The sequence below is a fragment of the Radicibacter daui genome, from assembly GCA_030657355.1.
GTDB lineage: Bacteria > Pseudomonadota > Alphaproteobacteria > Radicibacterales > Radicibacteraceae > Radicibacter > Radicibacter daui.
Window position 1 is genome coordinate 35,006 of the sequence record CP131056.1, and the last position, 24,776, is coordinate 59,781.

The 24,776-nt window shown below is 64.7% G+C and carries 23 protein-coding genes and 1 pseudogene; 13 read left to right on the forward strand and 11 right to left on the reverse strand.

Annotated elements, in window-relative coordinates:
• Positions 1-30: 30 nt before the first annotated feature.
• The 5 genes from lptB (at position 31) to QTL98_RS00190 (ending at position 6,321) form a co-directional block, all read left to right on the forward strand.
• Entirely contained in the window at positions 31-852 is an 822-nt protein-coding gene (gene lptB / locus QTL98_RS00170) for an LPS export ABC transporter ATP-binding protein (RefSeq protein ID WP_445680220.1), read from the forward strand.
• 72 nt (positions 853-924) lie between these two features.
• On the forward strand, positions 925-2,511 hold the full coding sequence (rpoN, locus tag QTL98_RS00175) for an RNA polymerase factor sigma-54 (protein ID WP_445680221.1): 1,587 nt from the start codon (positions 925-927) through the stop codon (positions 2,509-2,511).
• Positions 2,512-2,692: 181 nt separating this feature from the next.
• The gene (gene hpf / locus QTL98_RS00180; protein ID WP_445680222.1) at positions 2,693-3,283 is read left to right on the forward strand and encodes a ribosome hibernation-promoting factor, HPF/YfiA family; all 591 of its coding nucleotides are present in this window, start codon (positions 2,693-2,695) and stop codon (positions 3,281-3,283) included.
• A gap of 42 nt (positions 3,284-3,325) precedes the next feature.
• Positions 3,326-3,787, forward strand: coding sequence for a PTS IIA-like nitrogen regulatory protein PtsN (ptsN, locus tag QTL98_RS00185; protein ID WP_445680223.1), 462 nt, complete (start codon positions 3,326-3,328; stop codon positions 3,785-3,787).
• A 137-nt stretch (positions 3,788-3,924) separates the two neighbouring features.
• Complete coding sequence (locus QTL98_RS00190; RefSeq protein ID WP_445680224.1) at positions 3,925-6,321, forward strand: transglycosylase domain-containing protein; 2,397 nt, start codon at positions 3,925-3,927, stop codon at positions 6,319-6,321.
• On the opposite strand, the gene QTL98_RS00195 is transcribed toward QTL98_RS00190, so the two are convergent.
• On the reverse strand, positions 6,299-6,796 hold the full coding sequence (locus QTL98_RS00195) for a low molecular weight protein-tyrosine-phosphatase (RefSeq protein ID WP_445680225.1): 498 nt from the start codon (positions 6,794-6,796) through the stop codon (positions 6,299-6,301). The genes QTL98_RS00190 and QTL98_RS00195 overlap by 23 nt on opposite strands.
• A gap of 58 nt (positions 6,797-6,854) precedes the next feature.
• On the opposite strand from QTL98_RS00195, the pseudogene cobB reads away from it, so the two are divergent.
• A pseudogene (cobB, locus tag QTL98_RS00200) lies at positions 6,855-7,567 on the forward strand (Sir2 family NAD+-dependent deacetylase).
• 100 nt (positions 7,568-7,667) lie between these two features.
• On the forward strand, positions 7,668-8,357 hold the full coding sequence (locus tag QTL98_RS00205) for a GNAT family N-acetyltransferase (RefSeq protein ID WP_445680226.1): 690 nt from the start codon (positions 7,668-7,670) through the stop codon (positions 8,355-8,357).
• 26 nt (positions 8,358-8,383) lie between these two features.
• Here the strand turns inward: QTL98_RS00205 and QTL98_RS00210 are convergent, their stop codons facing one another.
• Positions 8,384-9,250: a M48 family metallopeptidase gene (locus QTL98_RS00210; protein WP_445680227.1), complete on the reverse strand. Its 867-nt coding sequence runs from the start codon at positions 9,248-9,250 to the stop codon at positions 8,384-8,386.
• A 36-nt stretch (positions 9,251-9,286) separates the two neighbouring features.
• Here QTL98_RS00210 and QTL98_RS00215 point away from each other — a divergent pair, with 36 nt between their 5' ends.
• Both QTL98_RS00215 and QTL98_RS00220 read left to right on the forward strand, forming a co-directional pair.
• A complete protein-coding gene (locus tag QTL98_RS00215; RefSeq protein WP_445680228.1) occupies positions 9,287-10,057 on the forward strand; it encodes an MOSC domain-containing protein in 771 nt (256 codons plus the stop codon).
• A 35-nt stretch (positions 10,058-10,092) separates the two neighbouring features.
• On the forward strand, positions 10,093-10,827 hold the full coding sequence (locus QTL98_RS00220; protein WP_445680229.1) for an MOSC domain-containing protein: 735 nt from the start codon (positions 10,093-10,095) through the stop codon (positions 10,825-10,827).
• 93 nt (positions 10,828-10,920) lie between these two features.
• Here the strand turns inward: QTL98_RS00220 and QTL98_RS00225 are convergent, their stop codons facing one another.
• From QTL98_RS00225 to QTL98_RS00245, 5 genes are all read right to left on the reverse strand, one after another.
• Complete coding sequence (locus QTL98_RS00225) at positions 10,921-11,865, reverse strand: DUF4167 domain-containing protein (RefSeq protein ID WP_445680230.1); 945 nt, start codon at positions 11,863-11,865, stop codon at positions 10,921-10,923.
• A 415-nt stretch (positions 11,866-12,280) separates the two neighbouring features.
• The gene (locus QTL98_RS00230) at positions 12,281-14,152 is read right to left on the reverse strand and encodes a sensor histidine kinase (RefSeq protein ID WP_445680231.1); all 1,872 of its coding nucleotides are present in this window, start codon (positions 14,150-14,152) and stop codon (positions 12,281-12,283) included.
• 101 nt (positions 14,153-14,253) lie between these two features.
• The gene (gene prmC / locus QTL98_RS00235; protein ID WP_445680232.1) at positions 14,254-15,123 is read right to left on the reverse strand and encodes a peptide chain release factor N(5)-glutamine methyltransferase; all 870 of its coding nucleotides are present in this window, start codon (positions 15,121-15,123) and stop codon (positions 14,254-14,256) included.
• 13 nt (positions 15,124-15,136) lie between these two features.
• Positions 15,137-16,207, reverse strand: a complete 1,071-nt coding sequence (gene prfA / locus QTL98_RS00240) for a peptide chain release factor 1 (RefSeq protein ID WP_510637598.1) — start codon at positions 16,205-16,207, stop codon at positions 15,137-15,139.
• A gap of 125 nt (positions 16,208-16,332) precedes the next feature.
• Entirely contained in the window at positions 16,333-17,364 is a 1,032-nt protein-coding gene (locus QTL98_RS00245) for a helix-turn-helix transcriptional regulator (protein WP_445680234.1), read from the reverse strand.
• 148 nt (positions 17,365-17,512) lie between these two features.
• On the opposite strand from QTL98_RS00245, the gene QTL98_RS00250 reads away from it, so the two are divergent.
• Both QTL98_RS00250 and QTL98_RS00255 read left to right on the forward strand, forming a co-directional pair.
• A complete protein-coding gene (locus tag QTL98_RS00250) occupies positions 17,513-17,743 on the forward strand; it encodes a YjiS-like domain-containing protein (RefSeq protein ID WP_445680235.1) in 231 nt (76 codons plus the stop codon).
• Between the two features lie 48 nt (positions 17,744-17,791).
• Complete coding sequence (locus tag QTL98_RS00255) at positions 17,792-18,013, forward strand: DUF1127 domain-containing protein (protein ID WP_445680236.1); 222 nt, start codon at positions 17,792-17,794, stop codon at positions 18,011-18,013.
• A gap of 75 nt (positions 18,014-18,088) precedes the next feature.
• On the opposite strand, the gene hisS is transcribed toward QTL98_RS00255, so the two are convergent.
• The 3 genes from hisS to QTL98_RS00270 form a co-directional block, all read right to left on the reverse strand.
• The gene (gene hisS, locus QTL98_RS00260) at positions 18,089-19,327 is read right to left on the reverse strand and encodes a histidine--tRNA ligase (RefSeq protein WP_445680237.1); all 1,239 of its coding nucleotides are present in this window, start codon (positions 19,325-19,327) and stop codon (positions 18,089-18,091) included.
• A 105-nt stretch (positions 19,328-19,432) separates the two neighbouring features.
• Positions 19,433-20,176 (reverse strand): metallophosphoesterase family protein, encoded by a 744-nt coding sequence (locus tag QTL98_RS00265; protein WP_445680238.1) that lies wholly within the window; start codon positions 20,174-20,176, stop codon positions 19,433-19,435.
• Positions 20,177-20,223: 47 nt separating this feature from the next.
• Positions 20,224-21,120 carry a LysR family transcriptional regulator ArgP gene (locus QTL98_RS00270; protein WP_445680239.1) on the reverse strand — a complete coding sequence of 299 codons (897 nt, stop codon included), beginning with the start codon at positions 21,118-21,120 and terminating at the stop codon, positions 20,224-20,226.
• A gap of 72 nt (positions 21,121-21,192) precedes the next feature.
• On the opposite strand from QTL98_RS00270, the gene QTL98_RS00275 reads away from it, so the two are divergent.
• Together QTL98_RS00275 and QTL98_RS00280 are read left to right on the forward strand one after the other, a co-directional pair.
• Positions 21,193-21,816: a LysE/ArgO family amino acid transporter gene (locus QTL98_RS00275; RefSeq protein WP_445680240.1), complete on the forward strand. Its 624-nt coding sequence runs from the start codon at positions 21,193-21,195 to the stop codon at positions 21,814-21,816.
• Positions 21,817-21,994: 178 nt separating this feature from the next.
• Positions 21,995-22,921: a lysophospholipid acyltransferase family protein gene (locus QTL98_RS00280; RefSeq protein ID WP_445680241.1), complete on the forward strand. Its 927-nt coding sequence runs from the start codon at positions 21,995-21,997 to the stop codon at positions 22,919-22,921.
• 57 nt (positions 22,922-22,978) lie between these two features.
• Here the strand turns inward: QTL98_RS00280 and QTL98_RS00285 are convergent, their stop codons facing one another.
• Positions 22,979-24,700, reverse strand: a complete 1,722-nt coding sequence (locus QTL98_RS00285; RefSeq protein WP_445680242.1) for a methyl-accepting chemotaxis protein — start codon at positions 24,698-24,700, stop codon at positions 22,979-22,981.
• Positions 24,701-24,776 lie beyond the last annotated feature (76 nt).

Sequence of the window (24,776 nt, forward strand, 5' to 3'; positions counted from 1 at the left end):
AAAGACGACGAGCAAAAACGAGGCCAACCGATGCGTTCCGGCCCTCCAGCCCACGAGGCGGCCCCGCCGGACAGTGCCGATGGTGCTTCCGCGGAGGGTTCCGGCCAGCATCTGAGGGTCGTGGCCGACAATAGCGGCCTTACCGTGCGCAACCTCGGCAAGCGCTACAAGAAGCGCCCGGTGCTGCGGGACGTCAGCCTCAATGTGCAGCGCGGCGAGGTCATCGGCCTGCTCGGCCCCAACGGTGCCGGCAAGACGACCTGCTTCTACATCATCACCGGCCTCATTGCGGCCGACAGCGGCTCCATCCTGCTTGACGGGCAGGATGTTACCCGCCTGCCCATGTACCAGCGTGCGCGCCTTGGCGTGGGCTATCTGCCGCAGGATGCCTCGATCTTCCGCGGCATGACGGTGGAAGAGAACCTGCGCGCGGTGCTGGAGCTGTCGGAAGCCGACCGCGCCACCCGCGAGGCCATGCTCGACAGCCTGCTGGCCGAATTTTCCATCTCCCATCTGCGCCAGGCCCCGGCACTGGCGCTGTCCGGTGGCGAGCGCCGGCGCGTGGAAATCGCGCGCTGCCTTGCCGCCCGTCCGCATTTCGTCCTTCTGGACGAGCCGCTCGCCGGCATCGATCCCATTGCCGTCAACGATATCCGCGAACTGGTCGGCCAGCTGCGCGATCGGGGCATCGGCGTACTGATCACCGACCACAATGTGCGCGATACGCTCGACCTGGTGGACCGCGCCTATATCCTCCATGACGGCCACGTGCTGATGGAAGGCCGCCCGGCCGACATCGTCGCCCACCAGGATGTGCGGCGCGTCTATCTGGGTGAGCGTTTCAGCCTGTAGGCCGGTGGCACGATTTTAAAAATAACAAGAAAAACAAAAGGCTTCTGACATCGAAAGGCGGGGAAAGGGGTAATGGCGTTCAGCCAACGGCTTGATCTGAGGCAATCGCAACAGCTGGTGATGACACCCCAGCTGCAGCAGGCCATCAAGCTTTTGCAGCTCAACAATGTCGAGCTGACCGCCTTCGTCGATGCGGAACTGGAACGCAACCCGCTGCTGGAAACCGGCGATCTCGATGACAGCCCGCTGGAACGCGGCCAGGCCGCCGACAGCACCGGCGAAGCCCTTTCCGGCGGATTCGAGGACAGCTACAGCCCACAGCAGGCCGAAGGGGGCTACTCCGCCGGCGAAGCGAGTGACGTTGCCGAGCTGACCGGCCGCTCCGGTATCGAGGAGCGCGACGCCCCGCTCGATACCGACTACGAGAATGTCTACACCAACAGCGCCCGCGGCGATGTGCCCGTCGATACCGGCGAGGCGATGGGAAGCTACACCGGCAGCGGTGGACGCAGCGACTTTTCCGATGATGACAGCTCGCTGGAGCGCACGCTCTCCCAGCCGGAGTCGCTGCGCGAGCATCTGGAACAGCAGATTGCCTGCGACATCTCGAGCCCGGCTGACCGCGCCATCGCGCTGGAGATCATCGAGGGTCTGGACGCAAGCGGCTACTGGTCCGGCGATACCGCCGAGATGGCAGAGCGCCTCGGCTGCCCGGAGGAGCAGATCCTCGGCGTGATGGAGCGCGTCCAACGCTTCGATCCGCCCGGCATCTGCGCCCGCTCGGTGCAGGAATGCCTTGCCATCCAGCTGCGCGAGCTCAATCGCCTCGACCCCTGGATGCAGGCCCTCCTGGAGCGGCTGGACCTTCTGGCCAAGCGCGATGTGCCCGGCCTCCTGAAGGCCATCGGCTGCAGCCAGGAAGACCTTATGGACATGATCGCCGAGATCAGGGCGCTCAATCCGCGCCCGGCCTCCGGCTTCGATCACGACATCGCCCAGCCCGTCACACCCGATGTGCTGATGCGCCGCAACCCGTCGGGCAACGGCTGGATCGTCGAGCTTAACCCCGACACGCTGCCGCGCGTGCTGGTCTCCCAGCGTTATTACGCCGAAATCGCCACCGGCCCGGCCGCCAAGCTGATGAGCAAGGCGGAGAAAGACTTTCTTACCGAACAGTGGCAATCTGCCAACTGGCTGGTGAAGTCGCTTCACCAGCGCGCAACCACCATCATGAAGGTGGCGCGCGAAATCGTCCGTCAGCAGGAGGCCTTCTTCACCCACGGGGTGACGCATCTTCGCCCCCTGGTGCTTCGCAACATCGCCGAAGCCATCGACATGCATGAGTCCACGGTCAGCCGTGTGACCAGCAACAAGTTCATCGCCACGCCGCGGGGGCTCTACGAGCTCAAATATTTCTTCACGGCAGCGATTGCAGGTGCGGACGGGCAGGCAAGCCACTCGGCCGAAGCCGTGCGCCACCGCATCAAGGCTCTCATCGACCAGGAGGTGCCTGACAATGTGCTTTCAGATGACCAGATCGTCGCCACGCTCAAGACGGATGGCGTGGATGTCGCCCGGCGCACCGTGGCGAAGTACCGGGAGGCCATGGGGATCCCGTCATCGGTTCAGCGCCGCAAGCTGAAAATGATGCAGATCTGATCCTTGTCAGTGCGCTAGCGCGGCCCCACGTCAATCCTGAGGGCCTGCGCAACCGCGCGGAAGGTCCTTTAAACCAAGGCGCGCGCTCCTGCCGTTCGCCCCTTTCGCCGTGCCGCCCCATCTGGCGGCAAGACATCCGGGCACCGGAGTGCGAGGCCAGCAATAAAGCGGGATGAATGCCATGCAGCTCACCATTCGAGGCAAGCAGATTGATGTTGGCGATGCCCTGCGCACGCATGTGTCAGGCGCACTCACCGAGGTCGCGAACAAATATTTCAACGACCCGATCGAGGCCAATGTCGTCTTCTCGCGCGAAGGCCATATGTTCAAGTGCGATGTCGTCATCCATGTCGGCAAGCGCATCCTGCTGCAAGCCAATGCCGAGGCAAATGAGCCCTACCCCAGTTTTGACGGCGCCGCCGAGAAGATCGGCAAGCGCCTGCGCCGCTACAAGCGCCGCCTGCGCGACCATCACCTGAACGGTGCAGACGGCGTTTCGCCGACCACCGCCCAGTATAATGTGATTGAATCCCGCGACGATCTGGACGATGAAGCTGGCGAGCACGCCGATGGGGCCCCCGTCATCATCGCCGACATGACCACCCAGGTGGAGACACTTGCGGTGAGCGATGCGGTGATGCGACTGGACCTTGGTAACCTTTCGGCGTTAATGTTTCGCAATCCGGCCCATGGCGGGCTCAATATGATCTACCGCCGTCCCGACGGGAACATCGGTTGGGTCGATCCGGCAGTAGCCGGAAAGAGCCATTGAGCGCCATCAGAGCCAAACGAGCGTGAGCGGTAACACCACGTCATGAACGGTATCCTGACTCCGGACAGCGTCCTTCCGTCTCTCCACGTTACGTCGAAGAAACAGGCCCTCCACGAACTAGCCAAGAGAGCCAGCGTCATCACCGGCCTCGGTGAGCGCGCGATCTTCGATACGCTTGTGGAACGCGAGCGGCTTGGCAGCACCGGGGTCGGGCGTGGCGTGGCCATCCCTCACGGCAAGCTTGCTTCGCTGGACCGGGTCTACGGGGTCTTTGCCCGTCTGACCCGGCCCATCGACTTCGACGCGGTGGACGAGCACCCGGTCGATCTCATGTTCCTGCTGCTGGCGCCCGAAGGTGCCGGGGCGGATCATCTCAAGGCCCTCGCCCGCGTTTCGCGCCTGCTGCGCGATGACGGCATGCTGGATCGTCTGCGCGGCTGCGAAACGGCAGATGCCCTTTTCTCTCTGCTGAACGAGCAGGAAGCCAGCAGCCACGCTGCCTGAAAATTGCCGTGCTCGGCCATTAGGCACCAATTGGCAGGCCGTCATGCAGCCGCATGCGGTGCTTTGGCGTTTCATAGCCGCGAGGGAGTGCCAGGAGGCCCTGCCCCTGCGCGAAGCAACAGTTAACCGGAATTCCGATGAGCGAGCGGCGTAGCCCGACCTTTCACAAACCGGGCCTCACCGCGCCCTTCCAGTCCGAGAACGAGCCGGGCCTGCGCGCAAGCCGTGACGGAGCACGCCAGGACGGGCTGCATGCCCCTGCGCGCGCTGCCAGCCATCGCCCCGCTGCGGCGCCAGGCGACGGTGGACGGCAAACACCCACTTTCGGAACCACTTCCGGCCCGGTCATCACGGGTCCCGCCCTGCAGCGGCAGGCACAGGAGCGTCCCCCATTGCTGACGGCGACGCCCGACCCCGCCAATGACAGTGGCCTTGCCGCATCGGCCCGGGCACAAGGGCCCAGCCGGCCGGCGGCAAAACCGCGCCGCAAAACCGCTGCGAGCAAAAAAGCGGCCCCCGGCCATCGCAAGGAAAGCGCCGGCAAAGGCGGCGGTAATGGCAATGGCGGGTCCGGGTCCGGCTCCGGTGGCCGCCGCGGCGGGGGCAAGAAACCCCGGCGTCACTGGGCTGTCTCGCTGCTGCGCGTCGGTGTCGTCGCGATGATCTGGCTGGTGGTGTTCGGCGCCGCGGCCGTCGCCGTCGTCGGCTACACCATCCCCCGCATCGACGAGGTGGAGGCCGCGCCGCGCCAGCCTTCCGTTACCATCATCGCCGGGGATGGCAGCACCTTTGCCCGTATCGGCCAGCTTTCCGGCAAACAGATCACGCTGGCCGACGTGCCGCCCTGGGTTCCCAACGCCGTCGTCGCCATCGAGGACAAGCGCTTCTACTACCATCCCGGAGTGGACCCCATCGGCCTGCTCCGTGCCGCCTGGACCAACTGGCGCGCCGGCCGCATCGTGCAAGGCGGCTCCACCCTGACCCAGCAGCTCGCCAAGAACCTGTTTCTGACCCCCGACCGCACCATGCTGCGCAAGGCGCAGGAACTGGTGCTGGCGCTGTGGCTGGACTGGCACTACAGCAAGGAAGAGCTGCTGGCCGCCTATCTCAACCGCGTCTATCTCGGCGGTGGCGCTTACGGCGTCGATGCGGCTGCCCAGCGCTATTTCAACAAGGATGCCAGCAAGCTCAATGTGCGTGAGGCTGCCGTTATTGCGGGTCTCCTCAAGGCGCCGTCGCGTTATGCGCCTACCAATGACCCGCAGGCAGCACAGGATCGCTCCAACATCGTGCTCGATGCCATGCTGGAGCAGCATTATCTGACCCGCACCCAGTACGACACGGCCAGGGCGACCCCGGTAGAACGCCCGACGGACGGCGTAGGCCCCAACAGCGGCTACATCTCGTCCTGGATTGCCGACACGGTGTGGGATCTGGCTGGCGAGCAGGACCGTGACGTCGTCGCCCGCACCACGCTTGATCCGCGCATCCAGCGCGCCGCCGAAGACAAGGTGGCCGCCATGATGCAGTCACCCGCCACTTCCAAGGCCAATGTCGGGCAAACGGCACTCGTGGCGATGGCGCCGGACGGCTCCGTGCTCGGCATGGTAGGCGGCACCGATTACGGCGAGAGCCGCTTCAACCGCGCCACCGACGCCCACCGCCAGCCGGGCTCGTCCTTCAAGCCCTTCGTCTATCTGGCGGCGCTGGAAGCCGGCAAGATCAAGCCGGACAGCATCGTGGTGGACGAGCCGATCAACATCAACGGCTACTCCCCCTCCAATTACGAGCCGGGTTATCTCGGCACCATCTCCGCCCGTACGGCGCTGGAGGATTCGATCAACACGGTGGCGGTCAAGACGCTCTGGTCCACCGGCGTTTCGCGTACCATCAACCTTGCGCACTCGCTCGGCCTGCCCGAGGCGCTGCGCAGCGACTTGTCACTGGCGCTCGGCTCCAGCGAGGTAACGCCGCTCGATCTGGCCGGCCTCTATGCCGCACTCGCCAGTGGCGGGCGCCCGGTCTACCCCTACATCGTCACCGAGATCAGGGATACCCAGGGCAACGTGCTCTATCGCCGCCATAGCGAGCCGGCACCTCCTGTTGTCGGTCGTCGCGCCATCTCGGATCTCACCAGCATGATGACGGGCGTGCTGACCGAGGGCACCGGCAAGTCCGCAAGGCTTGACCGGCCCGCCGCCGGCAAGACCGGCACCAGCCAGGACAGCCGCGATGCCTGGTTTGCCGGCTTTACCAGCGATCTGGTGGCGGTGGTGTGGATGGGCAATGACGACAACAAGCCAATGAAGCATGTCACCGGCGGCACCCTGCCCGCCCAGCTGTGGCGCGATTTCATGCTGGCCGCCACCAAGGGCCAGCCGGCGCGGCCCCTGCCTTATCTGCTGCCGGACGAAGTCGAGGTGCCGGTTGCAAGCAACGATGTCGGCCTTGCCGGCTCGGCGCGCGGCCCAGCCCCGCAACCGGAGCCTGAAGGCGGGCTTGCCGGCTTCCTCAAGCGCCTTTTCGGCCAGTAGCGGCACGCCCGGCCCCGGTCAGTTCCGCGATCAGCCCGTCGCAGGCTGCTTCGATCAGGTCGAGCACCCGCTCGAAACCGCCATCGCCGCCATAATAGGGGTCCGGCACCTCTCTTGTGGCGGCGCCGGCAGCAAAATCCAGAAACAGCATGGTTCGGCCACGCCCCTGCTGCGGGGCCATGGCCTCCATCGCGTCCAGATGGCTCCTGTCCATCGCCAGCAGATAGTCGAAGCGCTGGAAATCCTCCGGGACCAGCCGCCGGGCACGCTGGTCTGAAAGATCATAGCCACGCCGGCGCGCATGTTGCTGGGAGCGCCGGTCAGGCGCCTCGCCCACATGGTAGCTGCTGATGCCGGCACTATCGACATGAATGCCGGCGGCAAGCCCTGCCGCTTCCAGCTTTGCGCGCATCACCCCTTCAGCGGTTGGCGAGCGACAGATATTGCCGGTACATACGAAGAGTATGGCGGTCATGGCAGTTCCCCGCCGGGTCCGTTTCCGGAGCGCCTGGCACAAGAAAGGCTGGAGGTAGATGCACCGCAACGCATCGATCGTCATACTGACAGGAGCCGGCGTCTCCGCCGAGTCCGGACTTGCCACTTTTCGTGACCGGACGGCATCTGGTCGAAGGTTCGGCTGGAAGAGGTGGCAACGCCCGAAGCCTTTGCGGCCAGTCCGGAACGCGTGCAGGATTTCTACAACTGGCGCCGGCGCCAGTTGCTTGATGCCGCTATCGCTCCCAACCCGGCCCATCTCGCGCTTGCCCGGTTGGAGCAGCACTGGCAGGGCAGTTTCCTGCTCGTTACCCAGAATATCGACAACCTGCATGAACGCGCCGGCAGTGGCGCGGGGCTGCGCCACATGCATGGGGAGCTTCTGAAGGTTCGCTGTCTCGCCTGTGCAGGCGGGCGGGAGTGGCACGGCGACCTGATGGTGGAGACCGCCTGCCCCGCCTGCGGCGCCACGGGTAGTCTCAGGCCCGATATCGTCTGGTTCGGAGAAATGCCGCTTTTCATGGACGAGATCATGGCTGCCATCGCCGACGCCGATCTTTTCGTCTCTATCGGCACCAGCGGCACGGTTTATCCCGCCGCCGGTTTTGTCGCCGAAGCGGCACTGCATGGCGCCCATACGCTGGAGCTCAATCTGGAGCCGTCCGCCGGCCGATCTGCTTTTGCCGAGGCCCGTTTCGGCCCGGCAAGCCAGCTCGTGCCGGCCTTCGTTTCCGGATTGCTCGGGCTTTGAAGACCGGCGCCGATACCACGGCCTGAACCGGCGGCTTGAACCGGCGCCCGCTCTGGGGCAAGCAGAGGAAAAGGCAGGACATGAAAAGCGGGAGAACGCCATGACCACGCAGGACAAGGACACCCTCGGCACCCCGGTCGACTTCAAGGCCCCGCCGCCACCGGCACGTGTTGAACTCGCCGGCCGTTATGTCCTGGTGGAGCCGCTCGATCCAGCCCGCCATCTCGCAGGCCTTTCCGCTCTTGCCCTCGACCTGGCGGCCAACCCGACCTGGGATTATCTGGCCTATGGCCCCTTCGAGAGCGCGGCAGCCTATGAGGCACATCTGCGCGCACAGGCCGCCAGCACCGATCCACTGTTTTTTGTCTTCCGCAATCTCGATGCCGATGGCGCCGCCCAGGGCATCGCCAGTTTCCTGCGCATCACCGAGGCACAGGGCACGATCGAGATCGGCCATGTATGGTTCTCCCCGGCCCTGCAGCGTACCCGCGCCGCAACGGAAGGGTTGTTCCTGCTCGCCCGCTATGCCTTCGATCTCGGCTACCGGCGCCTTGAGTGGAAATGCAACGCTCTCAACGCCGCCTCCAAACGCGCGGCCGAGCGGCTCGGCTACAGCTATGAGGGCACCTTCCGCCAGATGATGGTGGTCAAGGGGCGCAACCGCGACACCGCCTGGTACTCCATCATCGACGGTGAATGGCCGGCTATAAAGGCACGCTTCGAGCAATGGCTGGCGGAGAGTAATTTCGACTCTCGGGGACGCCAGCTTTCTGCACTGCGTACCCGATAAACCAACCCCTCAGGGTCGCGTCGCGCCTACCCCACCTGCCATAGCGCCGAACCGTGGCGCTTCAACCAGTCGCGCGGGGCAAGCCCCTCTTCACTGAGACGCGCACACACGGCCCAGAAGGCGGGAGAGTGGTTCATCTCCGCCAGATGCGCCACCTCATGCGCGACCACATAATCGATGACCGCCTCCGGCGCGAGAATAAGCCGCCAGGAGAAACTGAGAGCTCCGCTGCTGGAGCAGGAACCCCAGCGGCTGCGCGTGTCTCGCACGGTAATCCGGGATATCGCCTTGCCCAGCAGTGCCGCCTTTTTGTCTGAGCGCTCGGCCAGTTCTTTGCGCGCAGCGGCCTTGAGCCAGGCAAGCAGCCGGCTTGCCACATGCTCGGCGGGCCCGCCCACCGCCAGGACGCCGGCAATGCCGGGCCCTGTTTCGTCCGGGCGCGCCAGACGCCGCTCCACGCGACGGCCGAGTGCAGGGTCATGCCGGATCAGGTGCGGCTCTCCCCTGAAGGGAATGATCTCACCATCGGCAAGCGATCCGCGCGGAGCCGCTTCTTCCAGCTTTTGCCGCGCCCAGTCGGCATGCCGGTCCAGAAATCCTTCGATCTGGCCGATTCCGATGCCCGGCGGCACCGTGAGCCGCACTACGCCGCGCGCAGCATCCACCCTAAGGGTCAGCCGGCGAGCATTGGGATGCGGGCGGATCGCCACCGAAACAGGCTCCGCCGCGCTTTCTGCCCCTTCCTGCGTCTCGACTGGTGCGTGCGCCGGGAGCCGCCCTGTCGGCAAGGGCAGCGTGTCAGGCAGGGCCGGCCGTCTGATCAGGCGGCGCAGTGTCGTGAGCTTGCGGCTGGGCATGGCAAGACTATAGGATCGCCATGAAGCTGCCGGCAAGCCGGCCCCCTTTCCTAAAGAGCCGAGCACACTGCCATGGGCGCCAGCATCGAAGCCATTTTCCGCTATCCGATCAAGGGCATGACCGCCCAGTCGCTGGAAAGCGCCGAACTTGAAGCCGAAGCCGGTATCGCGGGTGATCGTCGCTTCGCCCTCGCCCATGCCCGCAGTGCCTGCGAGCCGGAACAGCCGACACATCAGCGCAAGAGTCACTTCCTGCAGCTGATGCGCAACGCACCGCTCGCCAACCTGCGTCTCTCCATGGCGGACGGTCACACGGCGACCGTAGCCGTCGATGGGCATGTGCGCGTCGAAGCCGATCTGGAAACGCCGGAGGGCCGCGCCGCGCTGGAAGATTTCATGCTCGCTTACATTGACGAAGACATGACCTATGGCGGCGTGCGCGTGGTTGACGCGCGCGACGGCGCGGAAGGCCTTGTTCTCACCGATCAGTCGAAGCCCTTTCTCTCGCTGATCAACAAGGCAAGCGTCAGCGAGGTAGAAGTCTTTGCCGGCCGGCCGGTCGATCCGATGCGGTTTCGGGGCAACCTGCTGATAGAGGGTATTGGCGCGTGGGAGGAGGCGAGCTGGATCGGGCGCAACCTCACCGTCGGCGAATGCGAGTTCGAAATCGTAAAGGCCATCGACCGCTGCGCCGCCACCGAGGTCGACCCGACGACGGCCGAGCGCGATATCAAGATGCTGTCAGTCCTGAAGGACAATTTCGGCAATATCGATTGCGGCATCTTCGCCCGCGTGGTGAAGGGCGGACGGATCGCTCCGGGCGACGTGCTGGTTCTCTCCTGATCGCCCCGGCTTTCATCCCAGGCTGAAACCTCCCGATGGCCATTACCCTTGCCGGCCTCTTCCGCTACCCCGTAAAGGGGCTGGGCGGAGAGGCGCTGGAAAGTGCCGCGCTTGGCTTCCACGCGGCTCTGCCCGGCGACCGTGCCTTTGCGCCTGTCCGGCGCGGCCCGCCGCCAGTGCTGCTGCGCAAACCCGCCATCGCCACCATTGATGCCCGGCTGGAAGGGGCACCGGGTGCCGGTGCAGGCGAAAGCCGCCTTATCCTCAGCCGCGCGGGCGCTCCCATTGCCGCCGCCGATCCGGCGAGCGACACCGGCCGGCTTGAGCTTGCCGCCGCCATCGCCGCCGCTCTCGATATTCTCGATCCGCTGGATATTGCGCCGGAAGGCAGCTTCCGCGGCGGGTTTCAGGGCCCTGCCTCGCTTTCGCTGATGGCGGAAGCTTCCGTCACCGCACTGCGCGAACGCCTCGACCTTTCAGGGCTCGACCCCCGGCGTTTTCGCTCCAATCTGGTGGTTGAAGGTTTGGCCGCCAATGAGGAACTAGGCTGGCGAGGGCGGCGCTTGCGCCTCGGCGAAGCCGAACTGCGCATCACCGGCCCCATCCGCCGGTGCCGGGTCATCGATACCAGCCTCGATAGCGGGGAACGCGACCTTCCCCTGTTCGCTACCCTTGGGCAGGGCGGGGCCAATCCTTTGCTTGGCGTCTACGCCGAAGTCGTCAAGCCGGGTCGTATCGCACCCGGCGATGTCTGCATCCTGCTGGACTGACGGCAATCGGGGCGCCCCCCAAAACAAAAGGCCGCTTCCTGTCCTGACAGGAAGCGGCCTTTTATCATTTCAGCCAGCGCTCAGCCGTTGCCCTCAGGCATCGACCTCTTCACTGCCGCCATCATTGTCCACAGCCTCACGCTCCCGGCGGCGGGAACCGCCACCGAGGCCAAGCTGGCGCTGCAGACCGGCATCGAGCGTCTCACCCTCGCCACCTTCGCTGCCACGCGGCTGGCGCGGCTCACGGCGCCGGCGCGGCTGGCGCGGTTCGCGCTCGGTACGCGGGGCGGCGTCTGCCGGCTGGCTTACATCCAAGAACAGCGTTGCCGGTTCGCCGGTCTCGGCCGGCTGTGGAGCCGGTTCAGCGCTGCCCTGATTGCTCTCGGCCGCCTGGCGACGGTTGTTGCGCTCACGGCGCCAGTCCCGGTCGCCATCGCGATTATCACGGTCACGGTTGTCACGCTCGCGGCCGTCCCGATTGTCCCGGTCGCGGTTGTCACGATCGCGATTATCCCGCCCGCCATCACGGTTGTTGTCGCGCGAAAATTCGCGGCGGCGGTTGTCACGGCCTTCCTCGCGATAACCCTCGTCGCGATTGTCATCGCGGCGCGGCTCACGGGCGGTGAACTCGCCACCTTCCTGCGCTTCGCCACCTTCACCGCCGAAACCGTAGTTCGACTGGGTCACAGCAGGCTGGTCGCCGGAGTAGAAATTATTATCGCCGCCCTGCGGGCGACCACCGCGCTCATTATTCTCCTCGTTGGCGAGGTTAATGAGACGCATGTAGTGCTCGGCATGCTGCATCAGGTTCTCGGCGCGCACCGGATCGCCCGAAGTCTGGGCATCGCGGGCCAGCGCCATATATTTTTCGTAAACCTGCCAGGCATTGCCGCGAATGCGCACATCCGGGCCATTGCTGTCAAAATTCTGGCTGCGCAACGGCACCTGGCGGCGATTGCCACCATTGTTGTTGTTGTTGCCACCGCCCCCATTGCCGCCCTTGTTACGGGATCGGCGCGGGTTGTTTCCTTGTCTCATCGGACACGTCTTTTTTGGTTTCAAAGGCCGGGTGTTGCCGCTCTTTACCGGCACGGGATCAGGCAAGCCGTTCGCGATACTGCTGCAAACTTTCCCGGTTTTAACGGGCAAGACCGCAGCAAACCTCTCATATCGCCGTATGACTACCTTCTCGTGCCACAACGCAGATACAGGGGCACCCGGGGCCGAACCCGGCCTGTGCTGCGTGCCATCCTGCCTGAAGCAGGCGGCCATTCCCTTTGCGGCTTTGGGGTTACCGGTCCGATGCGCTTATCCGGCAAAAGCCGTTTTTTTCGCCCGGTCCATGTAACAATCTGGACGGTACTGGCAATCCCGCACCTTTCCAAGCCATTTTTTAGCAGGGCAGCCTGCTACCGACTGCACCGGCTCCGGTATCGGGGCAGCAGTCAGAATTTCAGGCCGCCCCGTCCGGCAGGTTGCCGGGCTCCGTTACCCGCTCGCTCTGGCGGGCCGGAGCGGGCAGGAACATTTCACGCGGCCGGCCGAAATAAAGATCGACCCTGGTTCCCTCGCCCGGCGTACTCTCAATTTCCAGCCGCCCGCCCTGCAGTTCCATGACCCGGGCCGCGATCGGCAGCCCCAATCCCAGCCCGCCATCGGCATGACCGCTGCCGAAAAGATCGGCCGCCTCCCCGCCCCGCTCGAAAGGCGAGAGCAGGCGCGAGGTGTCCGCGGCCTTGAAACCGGGCCCGGTGTCGATAACGGCCACCCCGACAAAGCTTCTGTTGCCGCGCAGCAGCACCGTCACCGCGCCGCCCGCGGTGTTGTACCGCACGGCATTGTCGAGGATATGGTGCAGCGCCCGCCGGCAGGCCGCCCCTTCGGCAAGACCGCGCCAGTCGCCGGCGGGATCCGCTTCGAGCCTGAGCGACACCCCCCTGCCAGCGGCGGCGCTCTCGAACGCACGAAGGATGGACTGCACCAGCGGCAACATATCCGTGGTTTCCAGTTCCAGCGCGGCACTGCCATCGCTGTAGCGCGAAAACTCCAGCACATCATTGACGAGCCGCAGCATGTGATTGCCGGCAACATTGATATCGCCGGCATACTCGATGTATTCCCGCGGCTGGCCGGGGCCATACATTTCGTCGGCAATGATGCTGGAGAAGCCGATGATGGCATTGAGCGGCGTGCGCATCTCATGGCTCATCAACCGCAGGAACCGGGTCTTGATGCGGTTGGCGGCAATGGCCTCTTCGCGGCTCAGCTGGGCGTCGACGACATCCTGGTTTTCCAGCGACCGCACCAGCACGGAGACGAAAGTATCCGCCTCGCTTTCCACCTTGTGGATGTTGAGGATGAGGGGGAACAGGCTGCCATCGGCCCGCCGGCCTTTGATCTCCCGCCAACGGCCGATTACCTTTTCACGCGCCGAGCCGGTAAAAAAGCCTTTGACCAGCGCATCATGGTGGCCACGCGTCGCATCGGGCACCAACTCATGCACCGTCATTCCCTCAAGCACACCATCCCCATAACCGAAGAGCTGGTCGGCCCGGCTGTTGGCAATAACGATGGTTGCGGTCATATCGACCACGAGGACGGCATCATCCAGCCCCCGGATCACTCCCGCCAGAATATCCCTGTGCGCTTCGGCGGCATGACGCAGCCTGGCATAATTCAGGATCGGCCGAGCCAGCAGGTAGAGGGCCGCCGCCGCGACAGGCAAGGCTGCGAGCAGCGCCGTCGTCAGGGCAAGCTGCAGTGCCGCGAGGCGGGTGACTGCCGACAGATGACCGCTGATGCCGGCTGTGATCATACGGCGCAGCTCAGTAATCGCCGCAGCGGCACCGGCGTCATCAACCTTTACCCGCTGGTCGATCTCACCAATACCCAATTGCTGGCTGCGATAGAGGCGTACCTTGTCCAGCATGCCTTCATACCGGTCGAGCGTCTGCCGGATCGTCGCCACCGGACCCGTGACACTTTCCGGCGCCAGATCAGGCGGTGTGAGCGTCAGCAGCCTGTCCATCGCCTTGTCGGCAACGGCGAAATTCTGCCGGGCGGCGACGTAAAACTCCTCCTCGCCACGCAGAACCCAGTTCTTGAAGTTATGAATGAAACCGTTATAGCCAATGACGGTATAGAGCTCGCCGGCATTACGGCCGTAGTCTCGCCAGCCATCCGTAGCAGCCTGCTCGTTGCGAACGGCATAGGTCGTCCAGCCGAGGGTGCCGGCCATCAGTGCAATAATCGTCAGGATAAGCGCGATCAGCCACAGCAGCGTGCCGTGAATTCGCGCCATCTTGCGCCATCGCTCCAGGGACATACTTTCCCTCCCCCTGGGAGAGCCTCTACCCAGACTCCCCTGAGGGCACAATCATAGGTGGCTTAAGCAAGCCCCCCTAAGTTTTTTACAAATGTTGACGATCAATGCTTCGCCAATACACAACGGTTTATGCCTTGATAGTCATTTTTAACTATAGGTGTATCTCCCAGTTGTTGCTTAAGCATTTCAGCAACATCCTGAGCCTGTCCGATTCCAACCTCGAACCCGATGATCCCGCCATCCCTCAGCAGGGTTGGGGCCGCTCCGGACAGCACACGATAGGGAGCCAGCCCGTCCGGCCCGCCATCAAGCGCGGCTTGCGGGTCGAACAGCCGGACTTCCGGATCCAGCCCGGTCAGATCGGCGCTCGGAATATAGGGCGGGTTGGAGACGATAATGTCGAAGCCATACGGCACCAGCGCCTGCGTCCAGTCGCCGACAGCAAAAAAAGCCCGGTCTGACAGACCGTTCCGCCCGGCATTCCGGCGCGCCGTAGCGGCCGCCTCCTCGCTGCGATCCAGCCCAAGGCCGATGGCGTTCGGCAGTTCGCTCAGCAGCGCCAGCAGGATACAGCCGGTACCGGTGCCCAGATCGACGACGGTAAGCGGCGCCTGGCGATCTGCCACCAGCTCCAGCACCCCCTCCACCAGCCGCTCGGTATCCGGGCGCGGCTCCAGCGTTGCCGGAGAAAGTTCCAGCTCAAGTGTCCAGAAACCGCGATGGCCGAGAATGCGCCCGACCGGCTCACGGGCAAGGCGTCGTTCGATGAAACCGGCAAAGACCCCGGCGGCCTCAGGAGGCGCTGCCTCGTCTCGCCGCAGCAGGAAACCGGCATGATCAAGCCCGGTCGCCGCTTCCAGCAGCAGCCGCGCATCAAGCGAAGGTGTGTCGAGCCCGGCTTCAGTGAGCCGCTTCGTCGCCTGCCGATGCAGGATGCGGTAACTGGTCGGCTGATCCAGCCCGGCAGTCATGACGGCGCCCCTGTCACTTCAATGTCGCAAGGCGCTGTGCCTGCTCTTCGGCAATCAGCGGCTCGATGATCTCGTCAAGCGCAGTCGCCATCATCACATCAGCGATCTTGTAGAGCGTCAGGTTGATGCGGTGATCGCTCACCCGGCCTTGCGGGAAATTGTAGGTGCGGATGCGTTCCGAACGATCGCCCGAACCCACCTGCGCCTTGCGGTCGGCCGCGCGCTCGCTGTCCAGCATCTGTCGTTCACGGTCATATAGCCGGGCGCGCAGAATCTTCATCGCCTTGGCGCGGTTCTTGTGCTGGGATTTTTCGTCCTGCTGGCTCACCACGATCCCGGTCGGCAGGTGAGTGATGCGCACAGCGCTTTCCGTACGGTTCACATGCTGCCCACCGGCGCCAGAGGCCCGGAAAACGTCGATACGCAGATCATTTTCGTTGATGTCGATATCGACATCCTCGGCTTCCGGCAGCACGGCCACGGTGGCGGCGGAGGTGTGGATACGGCCGCTGTTCTCCGTTTCCGGCACCCGCTGCACCCGGTGCACGCCGGATTCATATTTGAGCCGCGCGAAGACCCCGCTGCCATTGATGCTGGCCACACCCTCCTTGAGGCCGCCGATGCCGGTTTCGCTGGCCTCCATGACCTCGAAGCGCCAACCCTTGAGGGCGGCATAACGCTGGTACATGGCAAAGAGGTCGGCAGCAAACAGCGCCGCTTCCTCGCCGCCTGTGCCAGCGCGCACTTCAAGGATCGCCGACTTGTCGTCGTCGGCATCCTTGGGCAGCAACGCGATCTGCACCTTGAGCTCGATTTCCGGCAGTTCGCGCTTCAGCCGGTAATAGTCCTCCTCTGCCAGCGCCCGCATTTCGCTGTCGGTGGCGGGGTCGTCCATCAAGGCTTCCAGATCGGCATATTCGCGCCGGGCGGAATCGAGCGACCGGATGGCACCGGCCACCGGCTCCAGCTCGGCATATTCCTTGGACAGGGCGACGAACTTCTCGCCCTCCACACCGCTGGCGAGCGTGTCGCCCAGCTCATCGAAGCGGGCGAGCACCCGCCGAAAGCTGTCTTCAAGCATCACGGCCATACGGCAGTTCCCGGCTTTCTGAAAATCAAAGTGCAGCGTTCCTAGGCGTTTTGGCGGTTCGCTTCAAGCTCGCGCGCACCGGCCGCTCCCACGGGGAGAGGCCGGAGTTTCGCTTTTTGTCAGCCCGTTACCGCTCCGCGGGCCTGCATGTCGCCATAGCGCCCCACCATGGTGGCAAGTTCCTCAGCCAGTTGCTGGCGAAGATGTGGCGGGCTCAGCAATTCAGCCTCCGGCCCCAGCCAGCGCACGAGGGAGAGCATGGCGCGCGGGCTGGTGTCGGGTACTGTCATGCGAACCTTGCCGTCTTCGTCCGGCTCGAACAGTGCATGGGCGTAGTACCAGTCCTGCCGCAGCGTTTCGGCCTGCCGCTCCGTCATGCGGATGCGTGTCATCTCGCTGTCCTGCGCCCACTGCTCCATGGCGCGCCCCAGCCAGGAGCGGCCAAGCATCGATTGCACGCTGAACTCCCGGTCTTGGCGAAAGGCCATGCCCATCACCTCCATGGAGATCACCCGGTCCGCCCGCCACATGCGGATGTCCCCGGCATCGATGGAATGGCCGACGAGGTACCAGAGATCGCGGTCAAACAGGATGGCGCGCGGCTCCACCTCATAAAAGCGCGAGCTTTCCCGCGAAGGATTGCGGTGCTCGAATCGTACCCGCCGGGCAGTGAGCAGCCCGCTCATGAAGGCATCGACCGCGCTTTGCGACAGCGTCGCCGATTTGGTGTCGTACCGGCCATGAAAGATATCGGGCGGCTGGCGCTCGATACCGACAAGGCGCGAGCCATCCAGCAGCAGCTCCCGCGCTGCCCGCGGCATGGAGGCAAGCAGCTTGCCCTGCGCACTGTCGAGTTCGGCCACCAGCGGAGTCGCCTTCAATCCCCGCGCCACGGCAAGCGCCACCAGCAGTGCCGCCGTCTCGCTGCGGGTGAGGGCCACAGGCGCTTGCAGATACCCGTCGGCAAGCCGGTAGCCACCCACGGCTCCACGCTCGGCCTCCACCGGCACGCCCAGCGCCAGCAACCGGTCGACATCCCGGTAGATGGTACGCAGCGACACTTCGAACTTTTCGGCAATCGCCGTCGCCGGCACCAGCCGCCCGCCCGAAAGCATCAGCAGGATGCCGAGCGCCCTTTCGATAGGATTCATGCCGTTTTCCCGTGAGGCCCCGATGATTTTTACTTTTTTGGAACCTTAAGGGAACATACCTGACACGCTGCTGTCAGCTTTGACCTGTCATTCTCCCTCCATCGGCACCGCGAGCCTCTCGCGGCACCTCATACGGGGAGTAACGAACATGTCCATGGTATCGCACAAAGCCGCGGCCCGCCTTGCTTCTCGCCGCCCGCTTCGCTCCGGCTTCGCAGCTGTCGGCGACTTCCTTGTCGGCCTCTGGCGCGTCCATCGCACCCGCCAGGCTCTCGACCGGCTGTCCGATTCCGGCCTCAACGACATCGGCCTGCGCCGCGACGAGTCGCTGTCGATGATGAACCCCTATTCCCGCTACCGCCCGTGGGACGGGCTTTGAAACCGGCCTTCGCGCCGTTTCGTTTCCGTGTTCAGAGGAGTTTTGATCATGAGCTTTGCTCTTCTCCTGCGCACCGACCGTAAGGCTGCTGCCAGCCATCGCTCAGGCTTCAGCCTGTCACGCACCCTTGCCCGCTGGTCGCAGCGCCTTGCCACCCGCCGTGCGCTCGACCGGCTGTCCGACACCGGGCTCAAGGATATCGGCTTCGTCCGCCAGGGCCCTGCCGATGTCAGCTTCTTCACCGGCGATGGCACCCGCCACGACTGGTAAGGGGCTCCGCAAAAACAAAAGCCCGGCATCACTGGATGCCGGGCTTTTGTTTTTGAAGTCGAAACCCTGCCGGAATCAGGCCGTCAGCCGCGGTGCCAGCTGATCAAAGGCCACTTCCTGCTGCTCACCGCTGGTAAGGTCGCGCACCGTGACCACGCCCTTGGCCAGTTCATCCTCACCGAGGATAACCGCATGAGTGGCATTCTGCTTGTCGGCGCGCTGCAGGCGGCGCTTCAGGTTGCCGCTGTAACCCATCTCGACATAAAGCCCGGCGCGGCGCAGCTGCTCGGCCAGCACCAGCCCCTTGCGCTCCGCAGCCTCACCCAGCGGAATGAGCGCCACCGGACGCGGCGCTGCCGGCGCCTGATCGGCCAGCATCATCAGCCGCTCAATGCCCGAACCCCAGCCGATGCCCGGCAGCCTGGGGCCGCCCAGTTGCTCGACAAGGCCGTCATACCGGCCGCCGGCCAGCACCGTGCCCTGCGCGCCGAGCGCCGTGGTGGTGAACTCGAAGGTGGTGTGGGTGTAGTAGTCGAGCCCGCGCACCAGCGTCTGGTTACGCACATAGGGCACGCCAATCGCCTCCAGCCCTTCGCGGACCCGGGCAAAGAAGCTGAGCGAATATTCATTGAGGTAATCGTCAAAGCGCGGGGCATTCACCACCAGCGCCTTGTCGCCCTCATCCTTGCTGTCGAGGATACGCAGCGGGTTGCGCTGCAGGCGCACGCGGCTGTCTTCCGACAGCTTGTCGGCATGGCCGGTGAAATAGGCAACCAGCGCCTCGCGGTAGGTAGCGCGGCTTTCAAGGTCGCCCAGCGTGTTGAGCTCGAGCGTGATCTTGTCGCCCAGGCCAAGCGCGGAAAGGATATGCGCACCCGTCGCGATCACCTCGATATCCGCCACCGGCGTTTCCACGCCGATCAGCTCGACACCGATCTGGTGGAACTGGCGATAGCGTCCCTTCTGCGGGCGCTCATAGCGGAACATCGGCCCGGCATAGAACACCTTCCACGGCACCTGGTTCTGCAGACCGTTGGAGATGAAGGCGCGCACCATGCCGGCGGTGCCTTCCGGGCGCAACGTCACGTTCTCGCCGCCGCGATCCTCGAAGCTGTACATCTCCTTGGAGACGACATCCGACGTCTCGCCCATCGAGCGGGCGAACACATCGGTCACTTCCATGATCGGCGTGTCCGCATGCTCGAAGCCATAACGCCCGGCCACCGCACGGGCGGTGTCAACCACGTGACGGAACCGACGATAGTCTTCCGGCAGCATGTCCTGCATGCCGCGAACCGGCTGATAGGCGGGCACTGGCGAGCTCCCATATGGGCAAGATGGCGTCAGGCAAAACTGACTGTAAGTGCGGGCTCGTTTCCTAAGCGCTTTGGCGGCGGCGATCAAGGCTGCCCGGCAGGCTCATGCCGGCGTCACCCGTCCCGTTGCCAGCGCCTCGGCCCAATCCGCCCGCCCGCGCTGGGCCGCAAGCACTGCGGCGGCTTGCCAGTCATAGCTGACCGTCACGAACTCCGCCTGCCACTCTTCCCCCTCCTGCTCTGGCCCCTTCAGCAGCGCATAACGCGCATCGGGGCTGCCGGTCTGCATGCGATGATCATGGTCGAGGTAGGCCGGGCAACCGACGCTGCCGGGGTTGAGCAGCAGGCGCCCATCCGCCAGCCGCAGCCAGCGTGGCAGGTGGCTGTGCCCGTGCAGGATTACTTCCGCCTTGCCGGTATCCCCCAGCCGTGCGGCTATCTGCTCCGCCTCCGCCAGCACCATCTCGCCAGCGATCACCCGCTCGGCCAGATACTCCTCGTCGCTCACGGGCGTGCCATGGCAGGCAAGAAGGCGCCCTTCCAGCAAAGACACCGTCGCCGGCAGACCAGCAAGCCAGCCCGATTGCTCCGCCGACAACTCGGAGCGGGCATGGGCATCCGACAGCCCGCCCCCGCCCGGCGTTACCACATAGCGGTCGTGGTTACCGCGCACCGTCGGCCAGCCGAGGCGCATCAGCTCGCGCGCCGTTTCCCCGGCGTCCAGCGGGCCGGAAACACAGTCGCCCAGATTGACGATCAAGCCGGGCCGGCGGGGCTGAAGGTCCGCCAATACCGCCTTCAGCGCCGCAAGGTTTCCGTGAATGTCCGCCAGCACCGCAATCAGCATCGTGGTCGTTCCTTTCTTTCGCGCCTGGTCTTTCGCGCCTGGCCGCCTCAGACTTTCAGCAGATTTTTCGCTGCCGTGGTGCGGACAGCCTGCGTCAGCCGTTCCAGAAGCGGCGTGGCAAGCCGCGTGCGCTGCCAGTAGAGCGCTACATCAATGGCAAGTTTCGGCGCCAGCTCTACCAGCCGCCCTGCCGCCAGATGCCGTTCGGCCAGCACCGGCGGTGTCATCGCCCAGCCAAGGCCTGCAAGCGTCATGTCCAGCATGCCCTGCGTGGAGGGAAGCCAGTGACAGGGCGCGGCAAGGCGGATGCCCCATGCCGCCTGCGCCCAGCGCGACTGCAATTCGTCCCGGCGGTCAAAGCGCAGAATCGGTGCTTGCTGCAGGCTTTGCGCATCCACGCCGCCGGCGAAAAAGCGGGTGATGAAATCGGGGCTCGCCACGGCGACATAGCGGATGGCGCCCAGCGGATAGGTCTTGCAGCCCGGCACCGGGGCCGGGTCCGCCGTCACCGCGGCAATCACCTCGCCGCTGCGCAGCCTGCCGGCAGTATGCGCCTCGTCCTCCATCACGAAATCCAGCAGCGCACCTGTCTCGGCACTGAAGCGTGCCGCAGCGGCGGAAAACCAGGTGGCAATGCTGTCCGCATTGACCGCCACCCGCACCATCGCCGGCCCCTGCGCCTGATCGGCGAGTTTGGGCAGCGCCCCCACCACGTCGCTTTCCAGCAGGCGAACCTGTTCGACATGGGCGCACAGTTTCGCCCCCACTTCGGTTGCCCGGCAGGGGACACCCCGTGTCAGCAAGATCGCACCGACACGCTCCTCCAGCCCCTTCACCCGCTGGGAAACTGCCGACGGCGTGATGCCGAGAACGGCGGCTGCCTTTTCAAAGCTGCCTTCACGCACCACGGCAGCAACAGCGGCAAGAGAGGGGTAGTCCAGCATTAGCCAGCCTAATTCAGGATAAGAATCTTTAGCTAGATTACAGCGCGGCCGCGCGTCATCAAAGGGCCCATGATGACTTCGCTCCTCCCCGCCTTCACCAAGGGCTTTGCCCTGTCCGCCGGCCTGATCATTGCCATCGGCGCACAGAACATGTTCGTGCTGCGCCAGGGGCTGAAGCGGGAGCATGTTTTGCCCATCGTGCTGTTCTGCGCGGCGGCGGATGCCACGCTCATTACTGCCGGCGTCAGTGGCCTTGGCGGCATTCTCGCCCTTATCCCCGGCCTGTCGCTGGGCCTCAGCCTCGGCGGGGCGATCTTCCTCAGCTGGTACGGCATCTCCGCGCTGCGCCGTGCGGCGCATCCGGAAGCGCTGGTGCTCAGCCAGCAGGCCGGCCTTACATTGAGCGCCGCGCTGGCCGGCACTGCGGCTTTCACCTTCCTCAACCCGCATGTCTATATCGACACCGTGATGCTGATGGGGGCAGTGGGTGCCAGCCTCATGGCGCCCGAGCGGCCCTTCTTCATCACCGGGGCGGCCCTTGCTAGTTTCACCTGGTTCGCCGCGCTCGGCTTCGGCGCCCGTTTCCTTGCTCCGCTGCTCTCACGCCCCGCTGCCTGGCGCGCACTGGATCTGGCCATCGGCCTTGTGATGCTGGCGCTGGCGGCCAATCTCGCCCATGGCGCACTCGCGCCTTAGGTCTCCGGCACGGAACGATGCCGGCATACCGTTGAAGGCTGCCGGCTTATCCTCCCGGATAGAGAGGTCATTTTTGCAAAATGGCTGACGCCAAATCGTAATGTTTTGGTTATAGGAATGACGGTCATAGTGCGCGCCTGAGCCCCCACTCCAGCACACCCGAGCCGACAGCCCGATCTTGCAGACCCACAGCCCACTCGACCCGCGTCCCGACCTGCGCAGCCCACGGCTTGCCGCCCGTCCCTTCGCGGTTTCGGCTCCGCAGCTGGCCCTGCCGCCGGCCGGCGATGAACCCAATTTCTCCTACGCCTCACCGGATGACGGGCCCTTCAAGCGCCTTGCCATCCGCACCATCGAGAAGGCGACCGGTCAGCCGCATCTGCGCCGACTTTATCTCCAGCATCGCCGCGCCCCACGCCCGGGAGAAGATTTCTGGGCCTCTGCGGTGCGCCGCCTGGAACTCAATCTCGACTACGACCATCAGCGCCTTGCTGACATTCCGCGGGAAGGCCCGCTGGTGGTGGTCGCCAATCACCCGTTCGGGGTGCTGGATGGCATCGTCATCTCGCACCTCGTTTCGCTGGTCCGCAGCGAATTCAAAGTGCTGACCAATTCGGTGCTCTACCAGGCGCCGGAGGTGCAGCCCTATGTGCTGCCGGTGGATTTTGCCGAAACGCCGGAAGCGCTGCGCACCAATCTGGAAACGCGCGCCTCGGCGCTCAAGCTGCTGCAGTCGGGCGGCACCATCGTGGTGTTTCCGGGCGGCGGCGTTGCCACCACACCCAAACCCTTCGCCCGCCATGCCGTCGAGCTGGAGTGGAAGACCTTCACCGCCAAGCTCATCTCGGCCTCGAAGGCAACGGTGGTGCCGATCTATTTCCACGGCCAGAACAGCCGCCTGTTCCAGATCGCAAGCCATGTCAGCCTGACGCTCCGGCTCTCGCTGCTGTTCCGGGAAGTGCGCGGACGCATCGGCTCCACGCTTCGTGTCGGCATCGGCGAGCCAATCTCGCCGGCGGAGCTGGCCGGCATCGGCGACCGCAAGCAGCTGATGGCGGAACTGCAGCGCCGGGTCATGGCGCTTGGCCAGCCCGGTACTGCCTGAGTTTCAAAACATGCCGGATAGATAAAAGGCGCCCCTCTCGGAGGGGCGCCTTTTGTTTCAGCCCTGACGGATCTGCTGCACCAGATCGGCGAAGGTAGAGGCCAGCTCGTTGCTGCGCTCCATCAGCGCATTGCCGCTATCCAGCAGGGTCGTTGCCGCTTCGCCGGTCTGGCGCGCCGCGCCATCAAGGCCCTTCACATTGCTGGAGACGGTGCCGGTACCCTCGGCCGCCTTGTCGATATTGTCGACGATGTGACGTGTGGCATGCTGCTGCTCGCCCACAGCCCGGGCGATGTGGCCGGAGATCTCGTCCACGCCGCCAATCGTCTGCGCAATCTGTTCGATCGCGGTGACGCTGCGGCGGGTCTCTTCCTGGATCGCGCCAACCTGGGCGGCAATTTCCTCGGTCGCCCGTGCCGTCTGACCCGCAAGATTCTTCACCTCGCCTGCCACCACGGCGAAGCCGCGACCGGCTTCGCCGGCCCGCGCCGCTTCGATGGTGGCGTTAAGGGCCAACAGATTGGTCTGGCTGGCGATGGAGGAGATCAGCTCGACGATCTCGCCGATCTTCTGCGAGGAAGCCTGCAGCCCTTCGACTGCCGAGCGGGTGGTGCGCGCCTCTTCTACAGCCGCAGCGATCACCTTGCTCGATTGCTGCACCTGACGGCCGATATCCTCGCTGGAGCGGGCCAGCTGCTGGGCGGCAGACACAGCGGCATTCACCGTCTCGGTGGTATTGTCGCTGGCGCAGGCAGCGGAAGTTGCCTGAGAGATGGAGGTGGCGGAAACACGGCTCAGCGCCTCGGCCTCACCGCGCATGGATGAGGTGCGCTGCTGCAGGTCGCCGACAATACGGCCGACACCGGTCTCGAAACGGTCAGCCATGGCGCTCAGGGTACGGCGTCGCTCGACCGCCATCTCGCGCTCATGCTCAAGCTGACGTTCCTTGAGGCGCGCATTTTCGCGCAGGAAGTCTGCCATATGGTGGATAGCGCGGGCGATCTCGCCGATCTGGTCCTTGCGCCCCTCGAATTCCGGCACGCCGGCAAGATTGCCTTCGCGCAGGGCGTTGAGAGCGTTAACCGACTTGCCGAGCGGGCGCAGCGACTGGCGAATGACCAGCAGCGTCAGCACCATCAGCACCACGAAGACGAGGCCCGCCACCAGCATGGTAACCTGCGTGACGTTGCCCACTACCGCCTGAATGCGCGCCTTTTCCACGCCGACATAAAGAATGCCAACGGCCGCACCCTGCTTGTCGAAGATCGGCACATAGTTGGTGTAGTAGTCGCGGCCAAGGATATTGGCTTCGCCCAGATAGGCCTTGCCGGCGCGGATGACGGGATAAACAGCGCCCTGCTGCCCAAGCTGCGTGCCCACGGCACGGCTTCCATCCGGCTTCTTGATGTTCGTCGTGCGCCGCCAGTAATCCTGCGACTTGTCATCCCAGACGAAGACAGTGGCCGTGTTGCCGGTCAGGCGGCCGATTTCATCGGTCAGCGTATAGTCGGTGCCGAAGTCCGGCATTGCCTCGACGGAAATCTTCTCCACGTTACCGTCCGCGCCCAGCACGACATCAATACCGGAATGAGCCGCCTTGAAGAGATGGGCCGCCACCCGCAGGCTCTGCTTCTGTTCGCTGACAGCGCGGCTGGTTGCATAGGACTGCAGATTGAGCCGGGCGGCAAAGGTCACGGCAGCGATGGCAACCAGCAGCAGAAAGCCGACGCCCAGCGTAAAGCGCTGGTTCAGCCCGATCTTCTGTCCAAGCGAAAACATTAAATTGGCCTCGTAGATGTTCCCGGCGGCGGCGGTCCGGTCGAAAGGCAAACAGCGCCCCGTTTCGCGCCAAGCT